Genomic DNA, 13689 nt, shown 5'->3' on the forward strand with positions numbered 1-13689 from the left:
CTTACCTTATCTTAAGTGTACTCAATGAAATCAGGGCCAGGACAATGGCGATGATCCAAAATCTCACAATGACTTTGGATTCATGCCAGCCCTTGAGTTCAAAATGGTGATGCAAAGGTGCCATCCTGAAAATGCGTTTTCCCTTTGTCAGTTTAAAATAGGAAACCTGGAGGATCACGGACAGGGCTTCTATGACAAAAAGGCCGCCCACAATGAGCAGCAAAATTTCTTGTTTGGTCACCACTGCAACGGTGCCGAGTATGGCCCCCAGGGGAATGGAGCCTGCATCTCCCATGAACACCTGTGCCGGGTGGGCATTGAACCAGAGAAATCCAAGGCCCGCACCTGCTAAAATGCCACAGATGACGGTGATTTCTCCGGCCGATGCAATATGTCGGACATGTAGATAATCGGCAAACTGGGTATGGCCTGCCACATAGGCAAAAAACATGTAGGTGACGCTGGCCACAATATAGGGGCCGATGGCAAGGCCGTCCAATCCGTCGGTCAGGTTGACGGCATTGGAGGTTCCCACAATTACCAGACAGGCAAAGGGGATATAATAAATTCCCAGGTCCGGGGAAAAATCTTTCAAAAAGGGGAGGGTCAGGGTGGTGGTGAAATCCGGGCATTTATAGATTAAAAAACCTATGACCAGGCCAAAAATAACCTGGATGGTAAATTTTCCCCTGGCAGTAAACCCCATATTTCTTTTTTTGACCTGCATCAAATAGTCGTCAATAAAACCGATAAACCCGAAAAGAAGCAGGGTTAACAGAAGGATGGAAACATAATGGTTGGACAGGTTTCCCCAGAGAATACTTGACAGGAAAATGGAGAAAAGGATCAAAATTCCGCCCATGGTGGGGGTTCCCTGTTTACCCATGTGGGACTGGGGGCCGTCTGTCTGGATGATCTGGCCGATTTGCATTTTGCTAAGCTGTTTAATCACGAGGGGGCCCAGCAAAAGACAGATCAGAAAGGCGGTCAGACTGCCGTATATGGTTCTAAAGGTAATATACCGAAATATATTTAGAGCCGTAAAATATTCCTTCAAAGGATATAAAAATTGGTAGAACATTAAGCAAAGGCCACTTTTTTGTTTGTCTGGGTTAGTTTTATATCACGCCTGTCCCTACCGGATCTTCTTTCAGGAATATAGGCGGCATAGGAAAAATTTCTTCTGTCGACACTGAGTCGTCTTTCATTTCGGGCCTTACTTTCATTTCGGACCTTAAGGCAATTCATAGACCTCCTTTTGCACCTGTTCTTTCATGTCTGAAATAATGGTTTCCATGGCCATGCCCCGGGAGCCCTTTAAAAGAATCCAGTCTCCTCGTTGGGCGTGCTGCAATGCCAGGCGGCCAATATCTTGCTTTGTCCCCCAAAAAATTTTGTCCTTTGAAAGGCCTCTTTCGAGGGCACCTTCAAGCAAATGAGCTGCTTGTTTACCAAACAGATATAGGTGGGCAAGATTCGTTTCGGCGGCAAAATGGCCGATTTCCCGGTGGAGTTGATCCGAGTTTGCCCCCAGTTCCAGCATGTCACCGAGTATGGCAAAGGCTTTTTTCCCCTTTGCCATAAGCCCCAGGGTTTTCAGTGCCTGGACCATGGATGCGGGATTTGCATTATAGGTGTCATCGATTAAATGGACACCATTGGGGAGTTGGTCCATCTTCATTCTACCGGAAACCGGCGTAAACGCCTCAAGTCCCGTCTTAATTCCCTGGCTTGAAATTCCGGCAATCCTTGCTGCGGTGATGGCGGCCAGAGCATTGGTCACCATGAAAGGGGCAGGGGAGCCAATGGAATAACAGACCCTCCCTTTCTTGTCGGCAATTGTAAAATGACTTGTGTTACCGGCTATTTCAATATTTTCTGCCCTTGTGTCAGGTGTGATTTTAGATTCTGGATCGGTCCCAAAAAACAGAATTTCACTGATGTTTTTGTTTTTTCGGGCACAGGTTTCAAGAATTTCCCGTCTTTTGTCATCTGCAAAGAGGATGGCATGGCCGTCTTTTCGGACATGTTGGAAAATTTCGCCCTTGGCCCTGGCAACATTGTCAGCCGTTTTAAGCCCTTCAAGGTGGGCACCTGCGGTGTTGGTGACAATGGCGATATCGGGGCAGGCAATTTGGGAGAGCCGTGAAATTTCTCCGGGATGGTTCATGCCCATTTCAATGACAGCCCATTCATGGGCATAGGACAGGTTTAAAAGTGTCAGGGGCATGCCGATTTCATTGTTGAGATTTCCCTTGGTTGCAAGGGTGTGAAACCGGGTTTTAAATATTTTTTCGGTGATTTTCCGGGTGGTGGTTTTGCCATTGGAACCGGTTATGGCGATGAGCTTTACCTTTGAACGAAGCCTTTGGTACCGGGCAAGAAGCCCCAGGGCGGTCAGTGTATTTTTTGCTTCAAAAAAAAGGATTTTCTTTTTCTTAATCCGGGCCATAAGAGAAGGCGCAAGGGTTGCCAAATATCCTTTTTGTGCCACAAATCCTTGTATTCCTTTTTCCAAAAGTCCTAGGATAAAATTGTGACCGTCAAAGGATTCTCCCTTGAGTGCAAGGAAAACTTCAGAGGCGGTAATGGTCCTGGAATCTGTGTTGATACGGCTGAATATAAAGGATTTTCCCGATTCTCTCGATTCCCCCGGTTCTCCTGGGATGTCTATCACAGGTTCTTGTGCAAGGGCCTGGGCCAAATCTTTTTTGTTCCATTCAATGGGGGTAAATCGGGTTTCAAATTTTTCACATGCCCTGTTTAATTCTTCGGTGTCATCAAAGTGGATGGTGCCTGCATTGGTAATCTGGTAAGTTTCGTGTCCCTTGCCGGCTGCCACAATAATATCCGAAGGATTTGATATCATGACGGCCAATTCGAGGGCTCGTCGCCGGTCGACTTCTTTGAAATATCCTATTTTCCCAGGATTGATATTAAGATCTTCTTTCGCAAGTTCACAAAAGCCCTCTGTCCGGATGCCTGCTATGATATCGGTAACAATGTCTTCGGGGGATTCATCCCGGGGGTTGTCCGAGGTAACGATTGCCACATCAGCGTATTTGCAGGCAATTTTTCCCATGAGGGGGCGTTTTGTCTTGTCCCTGTTGCCGCCGCAGCCAAATACCGTGATAAGCCTTGCCGGTGCCCGCTGTGCCAGGGTGGAAAGGATGGATTCAAGGGCATCCGGGGTATGGGCATAATCCACAAACAAATAGCGGTTGAGTCGATTCTCGATTTTTTCCAACCGGCCCGGTACACGGGTAAGGGACTCAATGCCCTGTTGGATTTTATCTCGATCAATGCCGATGGCAAGGGCTGCCCCTGCAGCACACAAGATGTTTTCAAGATTGAAGGTTCCGGTGAGGGCGGTTTTTAGAAGCATTGGAGTCCCGTCCAGAAAAATGGTTCCGGACAGTCCGTTAATATCATCTATAATATTCGAGGCCCTTATGTTTGCAGTCTGGGCGTCTGCAGTCTGGTTGTGGCTGACCAGAAATTTGGTATAGGCAATGGTTTCGGCCAGGATTTTTCCCCTGTCATTGTCGATGTTGATGATAGCCGGCGCTGTTCCGGTTTGACTTTTTGGGCCCAAAAAGTCTGTAAAAAAGCGTTGTTTGCAACGAAAATACTCGTCCATGGTCGCATGGTAATCCAGGTGGTCCTGGGTCAAATTGGTATAGATCCCGGCATCAAATTCACAACCGTCCACCCGGTTTTGATCCAGGCCGTGGGAGGAAACTTCCATGATGACATGGGTGACCCCGGCCTGTTTCATATTGTACAATGTTTTTTGCAATTGGATGGCATCCGGGGTGGTAATGGGGTTGTCAAATGTTGTTCCCTTGTACCGGATGTTGACCGTGCCGATGACCCCGGTGACGTATCCTGCGGCAGTGAAAATGCTTTCCAGTATCCATGCGGTTGTTGTTTTTCCGTTGGTTCCAGTGATACCCACCAGGATGAGATCCCTTGAAGGCCGGCCATAAAAATTTGTCGCAACAAGGGCACTTGCCTTTCTTGCGTCCTCCACAAGGATGATATTGCCGGTGTCGTTTTTATTGGGTCGGGTTTGAGCAATTACAGCCACTGCTCCATTTGTAATCGCCTGGTCAATATAATCATGGCCATCTGCGGCATATCCCCTGACCGCTAGAAAGAGTCCACCAGGTTCAATGTCCTGGGCCCGGGAACTGATGGAGGTTATCTCCATTTCATCCCATTCCAAAACAGAGCCGGTTTTATCTTTCAGGTCACAGCCCTTGAGGATTGCAGACAGTTTCAATTTTCTTCTCCCTTTATAACCGCTGCGATCATGGTTTTTGTCGGTTCCGGCGCAATGTTCAGATAGTTAAACGACTGGGTCATAATGGTTTTAAATGCAGGCGCCGCCACGTCACCGCCATAATGGTGTCGTCTGGGTTCATCAATCACCACAAGGATGGCAAGCTCTGGATTTCCCTGGGGGGCAAATCCTGCAAATCCGGCAATATATTTATTCGTTTCGTAGCCTGCTTTCCCCTTGCGGGCTTTTTGGGCGGTACTTGTTTTTCCGCAAACTCTGTATCCTTCCATGGCAGCCTTTGTTCCGGTTCCCTCTTCCTGGACCACCAGGTTCATCATTGTCTTGACCTGATTAGCTGTTTTGGGAGACACCACCTGGCGCAGGGGTGTGGGGGTAAACACCTGGAGGTCATTCCCTTCATTAGAGATGATTTTTTTAATCAGCATGGGTTTCATCAGTATCCCGCCATTGGCAATGGCCGAGATCCCTGAAATCAATTGGATGGCTGAAACCGATAGGCCCTGGCCAAAGGAAATGGCGCTGGTATCAACCTTTGACCAGCGTTTGTGGGGAAGCAGACTGCCATTGGTTTCTCCCGGGCAGCCCATACCTGTTTTCAGGCCGAATCCAAAATTGCTCAAATAATCATGGAGGGTTTTTTCGCCAATGGTTTCTGAAATTTTAGTGACACCTATGTTACTGGAAAACTTGATGATTTGATTCATGGTGAGCCAGTCCCGGGGGTGGGTATCGTGGATGATAAATTTGCCGATACGGTATTCACCGTTTTCGCAAAAGAAAATGGACTTTGGGGAAAACCCTTTTTCAAGGGCAGCTGCCACTGTGAATACTTTTATGATAGACCCTGGTTCAAAGGCATCGGTAAGGGCCCGGTTTCTATAGGTGTTTTTGTTTGAGACCCTGAAATTGTTAGGGTTGAATCCTGGGTAATGGGCAATGGCCAGCAATTCCCCGGTGGCAGGTTTCATGACAAGGGCCATGCCCGACTTTGCCTGGTTATCCTTGACGGTTTGTTCAAGGGTTCTTTCCGAAAGAAATTGGATTTTTTTATCAATGGTGAGGACAAGGGAATTACCCTTTAATTGGTTCCTTCGGTTTTTATGGATATCCAGGATCCTGCCGGTGCCGTCTCTTTTTACCCTTATCTTTACCTCTTCTCCTTCAAGAACAGCGTTGTATTTGAACTCAAGACCTTCGAGGCCAGAATCATCTTTCCCTGTAAAGCCGATGACCTGGGCCGCCAGGTTGCGATTGGGGTAAAATCGTTTGGAATCGTTCTTAAGATATAGTCCCTGGATATCCAGATCCCGTATTTGCTGGGCCTGGGCCGGGGAAACCTTCCTGGCAATCACGGCAAATCGTCCCTCTCTGGACAAGGTTGCCTTTAAATCGGTTTGTTTAATGTCTAAAATTTTTGAAAGCGCCGCAGCTGTTCGGGACGGTTCCAGAATTTGGGAGGGATCTGCCGTTATGGTGGGGGCATCAATACTGGTCCCCAATTTGTTGAGGTGACGATCCAGGATTTGACCTCTTTCTCCTTTGATGGTGAGATATTTTGAATAGCCCTGTTCGGCTTTTCGGGTCAGGTCATGGGACTTGAAAATTTGAACCTCAAAGGCTCTGGCTCCCAACAGGAAAACAGACCCCACCAGCAGGGCCTGGATCAAAAGAACCCGGCGTTTGATTCGTTTTTTTTCGGGGGTTTTTCCCATTATCGATCCTCACCTGAAAGATAAATGGTCTGGCTAAATGTATCGGGTGAAAGTCCCAGGTGGGTCCTGGCAATTCGGGTGATTCTGGCGTCTGATTTGAGCCGGTCCCTTTCAACAGACAAGGCTCGTCCATAGGACAGGCTCTTTGTGATACCTGCCTGGGCATTGGATATTCTTACAATGGCCTGGGTAGACTCCGTCCTGACCCATGCATGGACCATGAGTTCACAAAACAGGACCAAAATAAGTGCCAGCCACCTGTATCCGACGCGTTGACTCGGTTGTGTTTTGTGTTTTATTGTCATGGGGCCCTCGTTTATAATTTTTCGGCCACCCGAAGTTTAGAACTTCGGGCCATGGGGTTTGCATCGATTTCTGCCTGTGTCGGGATCAATGGTCGTTTGAAAATTGAGCGTATCTGGGGAACAAATCCGCACATGCACCGGGGAAACTCCCTGGGGCAGGTACATCCGTTCTCAAAGCTTCTTAAGCTGTGCTTGACAATGCGGTCCTCAAGGGAATGAAAAGAAATAATGCAGACCCGGCCGCCTTTTACCAGCAGAGAGGGAAGTGATTTCATAAAGGTTTCAAGTTGGTCCAGTTCCTGGTTGACCTCAATTCTCAGGGCCTGGAACACCCGGGTGGCTGGATGAATTTTTTGTTTAAAGGCAAGCTTGGCAGGGGTTGCGTCCACAATAATCTGGGCCAGTTCTTTACTGGTTTCAATGGGGGCTTCCATTCGTCTTTTTACAATGGCCCTGGTAATTCTCCTGGAAAGTTTTTCTTCTCCAAACTTGAAAAAAATATTAACCAGGTCTTTTTCCGCATATGTGTTTACAATCTGTCTTGCTGTCAGGGGGGTGCGGATATCCATTCGCATATCCAGGGGTTCGTTTTTATTAAAACTAAAGCCGCGCATGCCGTTCACAAGCTGGTTAAAGGAAAAGCCCAAATCAAGGAGGATGGAATTAACACCGTCGATGCCGTTGGATTGCAGGATTTGGGGTAGACTTGCAAAGTTGCTGTGGAACAGCTGGACGTTTTTTTCAAAGGGAGACAATACTTTTTTCGCGTTGACAATGGCATCCATGTCCTGGTCAATACCGATGAGCATTCCATTGGGAAGGATGGACTTGATCGTTGAAAGCGCATGACCTGAACCACCCAGGGTACAGTCCACGCAAATATTTCCGGGTTTCAGGTTTTGATACTCATGCACTTCTTTTGGCATGACAGAGGTATGTTCAAATCCCATTTTTACAACCCTATGGAAGCAATTTCTTCTTGTACTTCCTCTTTTTCAAGTTCCTGCTCCATTTTAAGGTTTTCCTGATCCCATTTCTCCCGTGACCAGATTTCAAACCGATTCAGGACACCCACAAGGACAATCTCTTTGTCAATATCAGCATAGGTTCTCAAGCTCTGGGGGATGAGAATCCGATCCTGCTTATCACATTTCAACGGGCATGCATTGCCAAGAAAAAACCGTTTGAATTTTTCCATGATGGCACTTCTTGCCGCACGGATTTTTTGTTCAAGATTCTTCCATTCGTCAAAGGTGTAGGCATAGATACAGCCGTCCTTGATAGAAACCACAACCCCGTATTCATCATCAGCCTTCAAGACCTTCCGGAACCTTGCCGGAATGATAATCCTGCCTTTTGGGTCAATTGTATGAAAGGAGCTTGATCGAAACACTTAATTTAAGCCTCAATAAAAATTACATCCACTTTCCACCACCATGGGTCACACTTTTACGAAAAATGAACTTTATGTCAAGGGAAAAATACAATTTTATTTAATATTATTGTTATAAGCCCCAGTTTAAAGGGAATTAGATATGGTGTCGTAAAGGGGAGTAAAGTGGGTGTAAATTTTTATCGCCATGAACCCAAGGGGGAAGAGGTTAAAAATAGATGTAAAGTCAATGGGTTATTGTAATTGTTTTTTTTTGGATGTGAAATAACAACAACACAAGGGGGGGCGAAGTGGAGTGGATTGAAGGGGGGGCTGGGACTATTTTTTTTATGTTTCCCTGGAATCGGAAGTGGCAGACTCTAAATTCCCTGGTCCAGGTCAGAAAGAGGTAAGCTATAGTGCGCTGGAAATTGTCTGGCGGGTATTCTCCATTATCTCATCCAGCTGGTCCATCCCATGTGCTGCTACATATATGGGCCGATGGACTATTATGTCAACGCTTCCAGGGGTCAGATCAAGTGAATCCGGGGGCAGGACCTTATAAGAATTTTTAACCGTGATCGGCAGAATGGGAAGCCCGGTTTCCATGGCAAAGATAAAGGCCCCTTTTTTAAAGGGCATGACCTTTCCATCCCGGCTCCTTGTTCCTTCAGCAAAAAAGAGGACCGAGGACTTTTTCGATAATTTTCCCTTGGCCGTTTCTATGGATTTGATGGCAGTTCCGGGATTGCCACGGTCAACGAAAATACATCCCAATTGTCGACAGGCCGGCCCGAAAACCGGTATCTCCCCCAATTGTTTTTTCATCACCCATTTTATTTTAAGCCCGATGAACCCATGGATCATGGGGATGTCTGCCATGCTTTGATGGTTGGCCACCACCACATAGGCGTGGTGGCGGGTATAATTTTTTTTGCCCTGGATACGGACCCTCAGAGGGGCAATGGCGCAGCACAGGCGGGACCAGGTAACCGCAAGAATATCAGCGGCATCCTGGCTGAAGACAAACCCCACAACAATACAAATCAGCCCCAACAGCATGGTAATGAAAAACACAAAAGGAATCACCACCAGCCATTTATAGGGCTGATATGCTATTTTAAGCGAGGCATTCACTCGTTGTTTGTTTGTTTCTCTTCCGCGTCAAGTCCTGCCAGTTTGTCCGCATAAGACAGGATATCTTTTCCTTTATACGACTCCAGGACAAAGGGGTATGGGCTCATGGAAGAGGTCCCGACCAGTGTGTCCCCATTGTTCCTCTCAAAGAGGCTTAAAACAATCGGGGGCTTGTTTTCAAGGATTATTTTAAGAAGGGGGGACTTTTTTTCCAGATCCTCCTTGGACAGGCTGTCTGAAAAATGCTTACATGTCAGGGCTGAAAGGGAGGACACGAGATTGGTCAGGGCCTCCTTGTCCGGAGACCCATCTTCAAACTTCCAGGAAACAGGGATCTTCTTGGTATCATCCTTTGAAGGGACGGCGGTCAAAATTTTGGATACCCCGCCCTTTTCGATGGTGATTTGTTTGATGGCGTCTTCCTTAAAGGTCAGAACCTGTTTATCCCTCAGTGTTTCAACCGAGGTATTAAAATCATTTTGAAAATTTTGATCTGCCTGATAAATCCGGGTGTCGCCTGCCAGCATGATAAAGGTATGGTTTCCGCTGGGGGCTGTTTTTCCTATTTTAAAGGAGAGCAGCAACTGGTCTCCTTTGAAGGCCGTGACTTCGATGAAATGGTCATCATCGAGCTCATACCGGCTGATATCCCGGCTTTCGGAAATAAGACCCGAGACCTTGAGGTTTCGGGTCACATCCAGCAGTTTATTGACCGCTGCCATGTCTGCGGCATATTTTTTGTCCGATTTTTTGTCCGATTTTTTATCTGAGACCCCCCAGGTATCCGCTTCTTTTGTCAGCTCAATGGGCGTCTTTTTACGGGTAATAATCAGTCGGTCAATTTCCCCTCGTTCAATTTTAACGGGTTCCGGCAGGGTGTAATTTTGCTGGTCGTCCTTTTTGAATACAAGATAGGCGCTCAATGCAAAGATGAGCAGGACCAGAATTAAATATTCTTTTTTCATTATGGTGTTATTCCTTGTTAGGCGTTAAACATCTTTGAGATTTTTTTCTTTCTTGCCTTTCTTGCCATGAGGACTCCCAGGCCGAAAAGGACCACCAGAATCGGCAGGACCACGATATTAACCGTTTTGATAATTGTCCGGGTAACCGGGGCGATTTGGGCAAGGGGATTTAAGGTCTGTTGTTTGCTCCTCATGCTGGCAATCTGATCTTCACCATTCAGGTGGTCAATGACATTCAAAAGAAAGGTGGCATTGGTGGATCGGCCCCCGGGATCCAGCATATTATCTGCAAGCATCTGGGAACAGCCCAGGACAAAAATTTTAACCGGTTTTGATGATTCTATTACCTTATTTTGGGCCACAAATCCTTGGGGGAGGCTCGTGTCTGAGCTATTGCCCTTCTCGGTTGCGCTTTCCCCCTGGCTTTCCTGGGGGATCTCTTTTTCTCCCAATGCCTTTGCCGGAATATCTTTTCCCGCAAAATAACTTGTAAACCGGCCTTCCAGAACATATGCCAGATCATGGGTTGCAAATGCTTCGGGGGCACTTGGCGGGGTAATGAACATGGGGTTCAGGTTGATCATGCCTTCCATGAGCCAGGCCTGGTCCGAGGATGCCAAAAGCCTTGTGGCAGTAACCTGATCTGTTTTGATGTTTTCAGGTTCCAGGGTTAAAGGCGAGATCTGCATGGCAACCAGCCCCTTGATATTGTTCATAAATTTCGGGGTGTTGTTAATGGAGTCTTCCTTTAACATGGGAGCAAAATAGATGGTTTGTTCACCCCCTCCCTGGTTTTGAGGGAGCTGGTGCTTATAGGCCTCCTTGTCCAGAACATAGGCCGGTTTCATGCTGATGCCGTAATGGGTGAGTAATTTTTCCAGGCCTGTGTCTAAGGGGATATACTGGGGGGGCATACCCATGCCGCCCTGGGGCATGATTTCATTGAAGGCATCGCCAAAAAAAGCAATATTGGTCCCCTTCATCAGGGCCTGATCAATTTGAAACAATTCATAATCGGAAAATTTTTGGGTCGGTTTTGCAATGATCAGGCAATTTAGCCCATCGGGAATGGCGGTTTCCTTTAGTGCAATGGATTTTATGTCATATCGTGACGACAAAAGCGTGTTAAATACCTGCAGCCCATTTCCTTGCCTGCCCTGCATCATGGCCATTCTGTCTTGCCCCAGCACCGGGGTCCCGTGGTCGGCGAGATATCCGATGGTCTTGTTGATGCCGATCATTTTTTCCATGATGGCGGTCATTTCGTCTTCAAGCGCTTTTGGGTCGGCCATCTGATAGGTGGTGCCGATTATGGGCAGCTCCATTGAGGAGATAAGGGGGAGGGTGGAGACCTCACCTTTGTATTCCATGACAAGACCCGCTGCCCCCTGTCCGGCTGCAATATTTTTGTCGGAAATTTGTGGCCAGGACATGGCCATGAGATCATAGCGTTTGGCAATGGTTTCCATCTCTTGCTTGGTGTTCATGTCAAGATGTTTAAATTCAAAGATATTAAGATTTTTGGCGTTAAGGGCTTCAATGGCTTCTTTTACCTCGGTGGCCAGTTGCGGTAGCTGGTCAAGGCCGATGAGGGGGGCTATGGTGTTCAAAGAAGAGGATAGATACAAGGTGACATGGATTTTGTCCTCTTGGCGCAACAGGGCACTGACCTTGTTGTTCAATTTTTGTATGGCGGTTGTCAGCTGATATTCAAGCCCGTCGGTGGTGGTGATGGCGCCGATTCTTTCGATGAGGTCTCCGTGGGTGATGACAAGGCCCATGTAAGCATTTTTGAATTTGAGCTCATCATTTTCCATGACCCGGATCTGGACCGGCTGTAGCCCATAATTTTTCGCAATTTCCCGGTTGTCATCCGCCTGCTTTGTGAGATCTCCTTGTTCCGAAGACACATTGTAAAAGGTGTAGTTAAACTGTCGTCCTGCGCTTGCCGCGTACTCAACCAGCAGATCCCGAAGATACCGTTCGGTATTGTTGTGGGGGGCCGGCAGGTCCTTGGAGAAAAAAACGTTGATGCTCAAGGGTTCGGACAGGGTTGCCACGGCCTCTTTACTGGCATCGGACAGGGAGTAAATCCCGTTTTTGGTCAGGTCTGCCCTGAAGAACAGGGAGCGTCCTGCAATATTGACCAGTATAATTATGGCTATATAGAGGATAAATTTGAAATAATGTTCTCTGGATGGATTACCCATTGTGTCTCCTTAGTTCTTCTCATGCATAACAATATAGGTTGAAAAAATAAAAACAAAGACCAGGCTGATAAAATAAAGGATATCCCGGGAGTCGATAATGCCCTTGGAAATATTTGTGAAATGGGAATTGGCCCCAATATATTCGATGAGGGCCGTAAGTTTTGCGGGTACAAAAAAAAGCATCCGGTCAAGGATGGTAAGGGTAAAGCAAAGGGCGCATCCAATGATAAAGGCAACAATTTGATTTCGGGTCAGGGCCGAGGCAAAAATCCCCATGCTGCAATAGGCCGCTGCCAGCAAAATAGCGCCGAAATATCCGCCAATGACAGGTCCTGGATCCACGTCCCCGATAAAGGAGATAAAAAGAGGATAGGCCAGGGTGGGAAGCAGCATGGCTGCCGTAAAAAGGGTGGCGGCTAAAAATTTGCCAATGGCAATGTCTGTAAAAGAGACGGGCATAGTGAGAAGGGTTTCATAGGAGCCCACATTCTTTTCCTCTGAAAAGAGCCGCATGGTAATGGCCGGGATAAAAAAGGAAAAGGTAATGGGCAAAAAAGAGAAAAAATCCCTTAAATCTGCTCTGCCGAAAATAAAAAAGGTGGAAAAGAAAAACCACCCGCTCACAATCAAAAACAGGGCGATGACAATATAGGCAATGGGGGATATGAAATAATCTTTAAACTCTTTGGCCGCAATGGTTGAAATTTGTGTCATCATTTAAATCTCCTCCCTTGTCAGTTCCTGGAATATTTTTTCAAGGGCCTGGGATTCTTTGGCAAGTTCCGTCATGATCCAGTCTGTTTGTTTTATTTTCAGGTAGATTCTGGATCTGATGTCTGTTGTGTCTGATTTATCATTTGGATCTCTGATTTCAAAGGAAACCATATTTTGTTCAAGGGGAACAATGGGGGTTATTTCCAGTGTGTCGCCAATGGCCGAAAGCAGCTCCAGGGCTTGGCTTTCAGTGGGACCTGCCAGGGAGAGGCGGATGAACGAGGCCTGGGTTGCATTTTTTTTCAGTTGGGACGTGGTATCATTTGCCACCACCTTCCCCTTGTTGACAATGGCAATCCTGTCACAGGTTGCCTCTGCCTCACTTAAAATATGGGTGGAAAAAATAATGGTTTTTTCCTTTCCAATGGACCGGATGATGTCCCGGATTTCTGCAATCTGGTTGGGGTCAAGGCCCGAGGTGGGTTCATCCAGGATTAAAATCTCGGGGTCGGTCATCATGGCATGGGCAATGCCCACCCGTTGTTTCAATCCCTTGGAAAGGGTGGAGATGGGTTTTCCCATGATGGCGGAAAGGCCACATAATGCTGACAGTTCCCTGAAGCGTGCCTCTCTTTTTGCCGGATTACGGATTCCTTTTATTTTGGCAACATAGGTGAGGTAATCATATACCAGCATGTTGTGATACAGGGGGGCTGATTCAGGGAGATAGCCGATCAGGGATTTTATCTCCAGGGTATCTTTCCCCATTGCAAGGTTGTTGACCGTGATGCTGCCGGAACTGGGCTTAAAAAAACCCGTGAGCATTTGTAGGGTGGTTGTTTTCCCTGCACCGTTTGGACCAAGAAGCCCGAGTATTTCTCCGGGCTGGACTGTCAGGCTGATATTATCAACCGCACAAAAATCATTATAATACTTGGTCAGATTTTGAACATCTATCAATGCGTCCT

12 protein-coding genes are annotated in these 13689 nt (G+C 47.0%); all 12 read right to left on the reverse strand.

All coding sequences use genetic code 11. The features are described 5' to 3' along the window. Position 1: 1 nt before the first annotated feature. Positions 2–1081 (reverse strand): phospho-N-acetylmuramoyl-pentapeptide-transferase, encoded by a 1080-nt coding sequence (gene mraY, locus ACZ45G_RS06020; RefSeq protein ID WP_464175999.1) that lies wholly within the window; start codon positions 1079–1081, stop codon positions 2–4. Then, positions 1081–1248: a hypothetical protein gene (locus tag ACZ45G_RS06025; RefSeq protein ID WP_464176001.1), complete on the reverse strand. Its 168-nt coding sequence runs from the start codon at positions 1246–1248 to the stop codon at positions 1081–1083. Before ACZ45G_RS06025 ends, mraY begins: the two co-directional genes overlap by 1 nt. Continuing rightward, positions 1235–4285: a UDP-N-acetylmuramoyl-L-alanyl-D-glutamate--2,6-diaminopimelate ligase gene (locus ACZ45G_RS06030; protein WP_464176003.1), complete on the reverse strand. Its 3051-nt coding sequence runs from the start codon at positions 4283–4285 to the stop codon at positions 1235–1237. Before ACZ45G_RS06030 ends, ACZ45G_RS06025 begins: the two co-directional genes overlap by 14 nt. Then, positions 4282–6018 carry a peptidoglycan D,D-transpeptidase FtsI family protein gene (locus ACZ45G_RS06035; protein ID WP_464176006.1) on the reverse strand — a complete coding sequence of 579 codons (1737 nt, stop codon included), beginning with the start codon at positions 6016–6018 and terminating at the stop codon, positions 4282–4284. Before ACZ45G_RS06035 ends, ACZ45G_RS06030 begins: the two co-directional genes overlap by 4 nt. Beyond that, positions 6018–6323: an FtsB/FtsL family cell division protein gene (locus ACZ45G_RS06040; protein ID WP_464176008.1), complete on the reverse strand. Its 306-nt coding sequence runs from the start codon at positions 6321–6323 to the stop codon at positions 6018–6020. The genes ACZ45G_RS06035 and ACZ45G_RS06040 overlap by 1 nt, the downstream gene beginning before the upstream one ends. 11 nt (positions 6324–6334) lie before the next feature. After that, the gene (rsmH, locus tag ACZ45G_RS06045) at positions 6335–7273 is read right to left on the reverse strand and encodes a 16S rRNA (cytosine(1402)-N(4))-methyltransferase RsmH (protein ID WP_464176010.1); all 939 of its coding nucleotides are present in this window, start codon (positions 7271–7273) and stop codon (positions 6335–6337) included. 2 nt (positions 7274–7275) lie between these two features. Further along, positions 7276–7716: a division/cell wall cluster transcriptional repressor MraZ gene (gene mraZ, locus ACZ45G_RS06050; RefSeq protein ID WP_464176012.1), complete on the reverse strand. Its 441-nt coding sequence runs from the start codon at positions 7714–7716 to the stop codon at positions 7276–7278. A gap of 393 nt (positions 7717–8109) precedes the next feature. Continuing rightward, positions 8110–8832: a lysophospholipid acyltransferase family protein gene (locus ACZ45G_RS06055; RefSeq protein ID WP_464176014.1), complete on the reverse strand. Its 723-nt coding sequence runs from the start codon at positions 8830–8832 to the stop codon at positions 8110–8112. After that, on the reverse strand, positions 8829–9797 hold the full coding sequence (locus ACZ45G_RS06060; protein ID WP_464176016.1) for a DUF4340 domain-containing protein: 969 nt from the start codon (positions 9795–9797) through the stop codon (positions 8829–8831). Before ACZ45G_RS06060 ends, ACZ45G_RS06055 begins: the two co-directional genes overlap by 4 nt. A gap of 17 nt (positions 9798–9814) precedes the next feature. Continuing rightward, the gene (locus ACZ45G_RS06065) at positions 9815–12007 is read right to left on the reverse strand and encodes a Gldg family protein (protein WP_464176018.1); all 2193 of its coding nucleotides are present in this window, start codon (positions 12005–12007) and stop codon (positions 9815–9817) included. Between the two features lie 9 nt (positions 12008–12016). Further along, entirely contained in the window at positions 12017–12724 is a 708-nt protein-coding gene (locus ACZ45G_RS06070; protein WP_464176021.1) for an ABC transporter permease subunit, read from the reverse strand. Continuing rightward, positions 12725–13681, reverse strand: a complete 957-nt coding sequence (locus tag ACZ45G_RS06075; RefSeq protein WP_464176022.1) for an ABC transporter ATP-binding protein — start codon at positions 13679–13681, stop codon at positions 12725–12727. Positions 13682–13689 lie beyond the last annotated feature (8 nt).

The sequence above is a fragment of the Desulfoconvexum algidum genome (assembly GCF_055382125.1).

Excerpts from the sequence above, each read along its gene's own strand:
- mraY (WP_464175999.1), bottom strand. The coding sequence starts at position 1,081 with ATGTTCTACCAATTTTTATATCCTTTGAAGGAATATTTTACGGCTCTA.
- ACZ45G_RS06025 (WP_464176001.1), bottom strand. The coding sequence starts at position 1,248 with ATGAATTGCCTTAAGGTCCGAAATGAAAGTAAGGCCCGAAATGAAAGA.
- ACZ45G_RS06035 (WP_464176006.1), bottom strand. The coding sequence starts at position 6,018 with ATGGGAAAAACCCCCGAAAAAAAACGAATCAAACGCCGGGTTCTTTTG.
- ACZ45G_RS06040 (WP_464176008.1), bottom strand. The coding sequence starts at position 6,323 with ATGACAATAAAACACAAAACACAACCGAGTCAACGCGTCGGATACAGG.
- rsmH (WP_464176010.1), bottom strand. The coding sequence starts at position 7,273 with ATGGGATTTGAACATACCTCTGTCATGCCAAAAGAAGTGCATGAGTAT.
- ACZ45G_RS06060 (WP_464176016.1), bottom strand. The coding sequence starts at position 9,797 with ATGAAAAAAGAATATTTAATTCTGGTCCTGCTCATCTTTGCATTGAGC.
- ACZ45G_RS06065 (WP_464176018.1), bottom strand. The coding sequence starts at position 12,007 with ATGGGTAATCCATCCAGAGAACATTATTTCAAATTTATCCTCTATATA.
- ACZ45G_RS06070 (WP_464176021.1), bottom strand. The coding sequence starts at position 12,724 with ATGATGACACAAATTTCAACCATTGCGGCCAAAGAGTTTAAAGATTAT.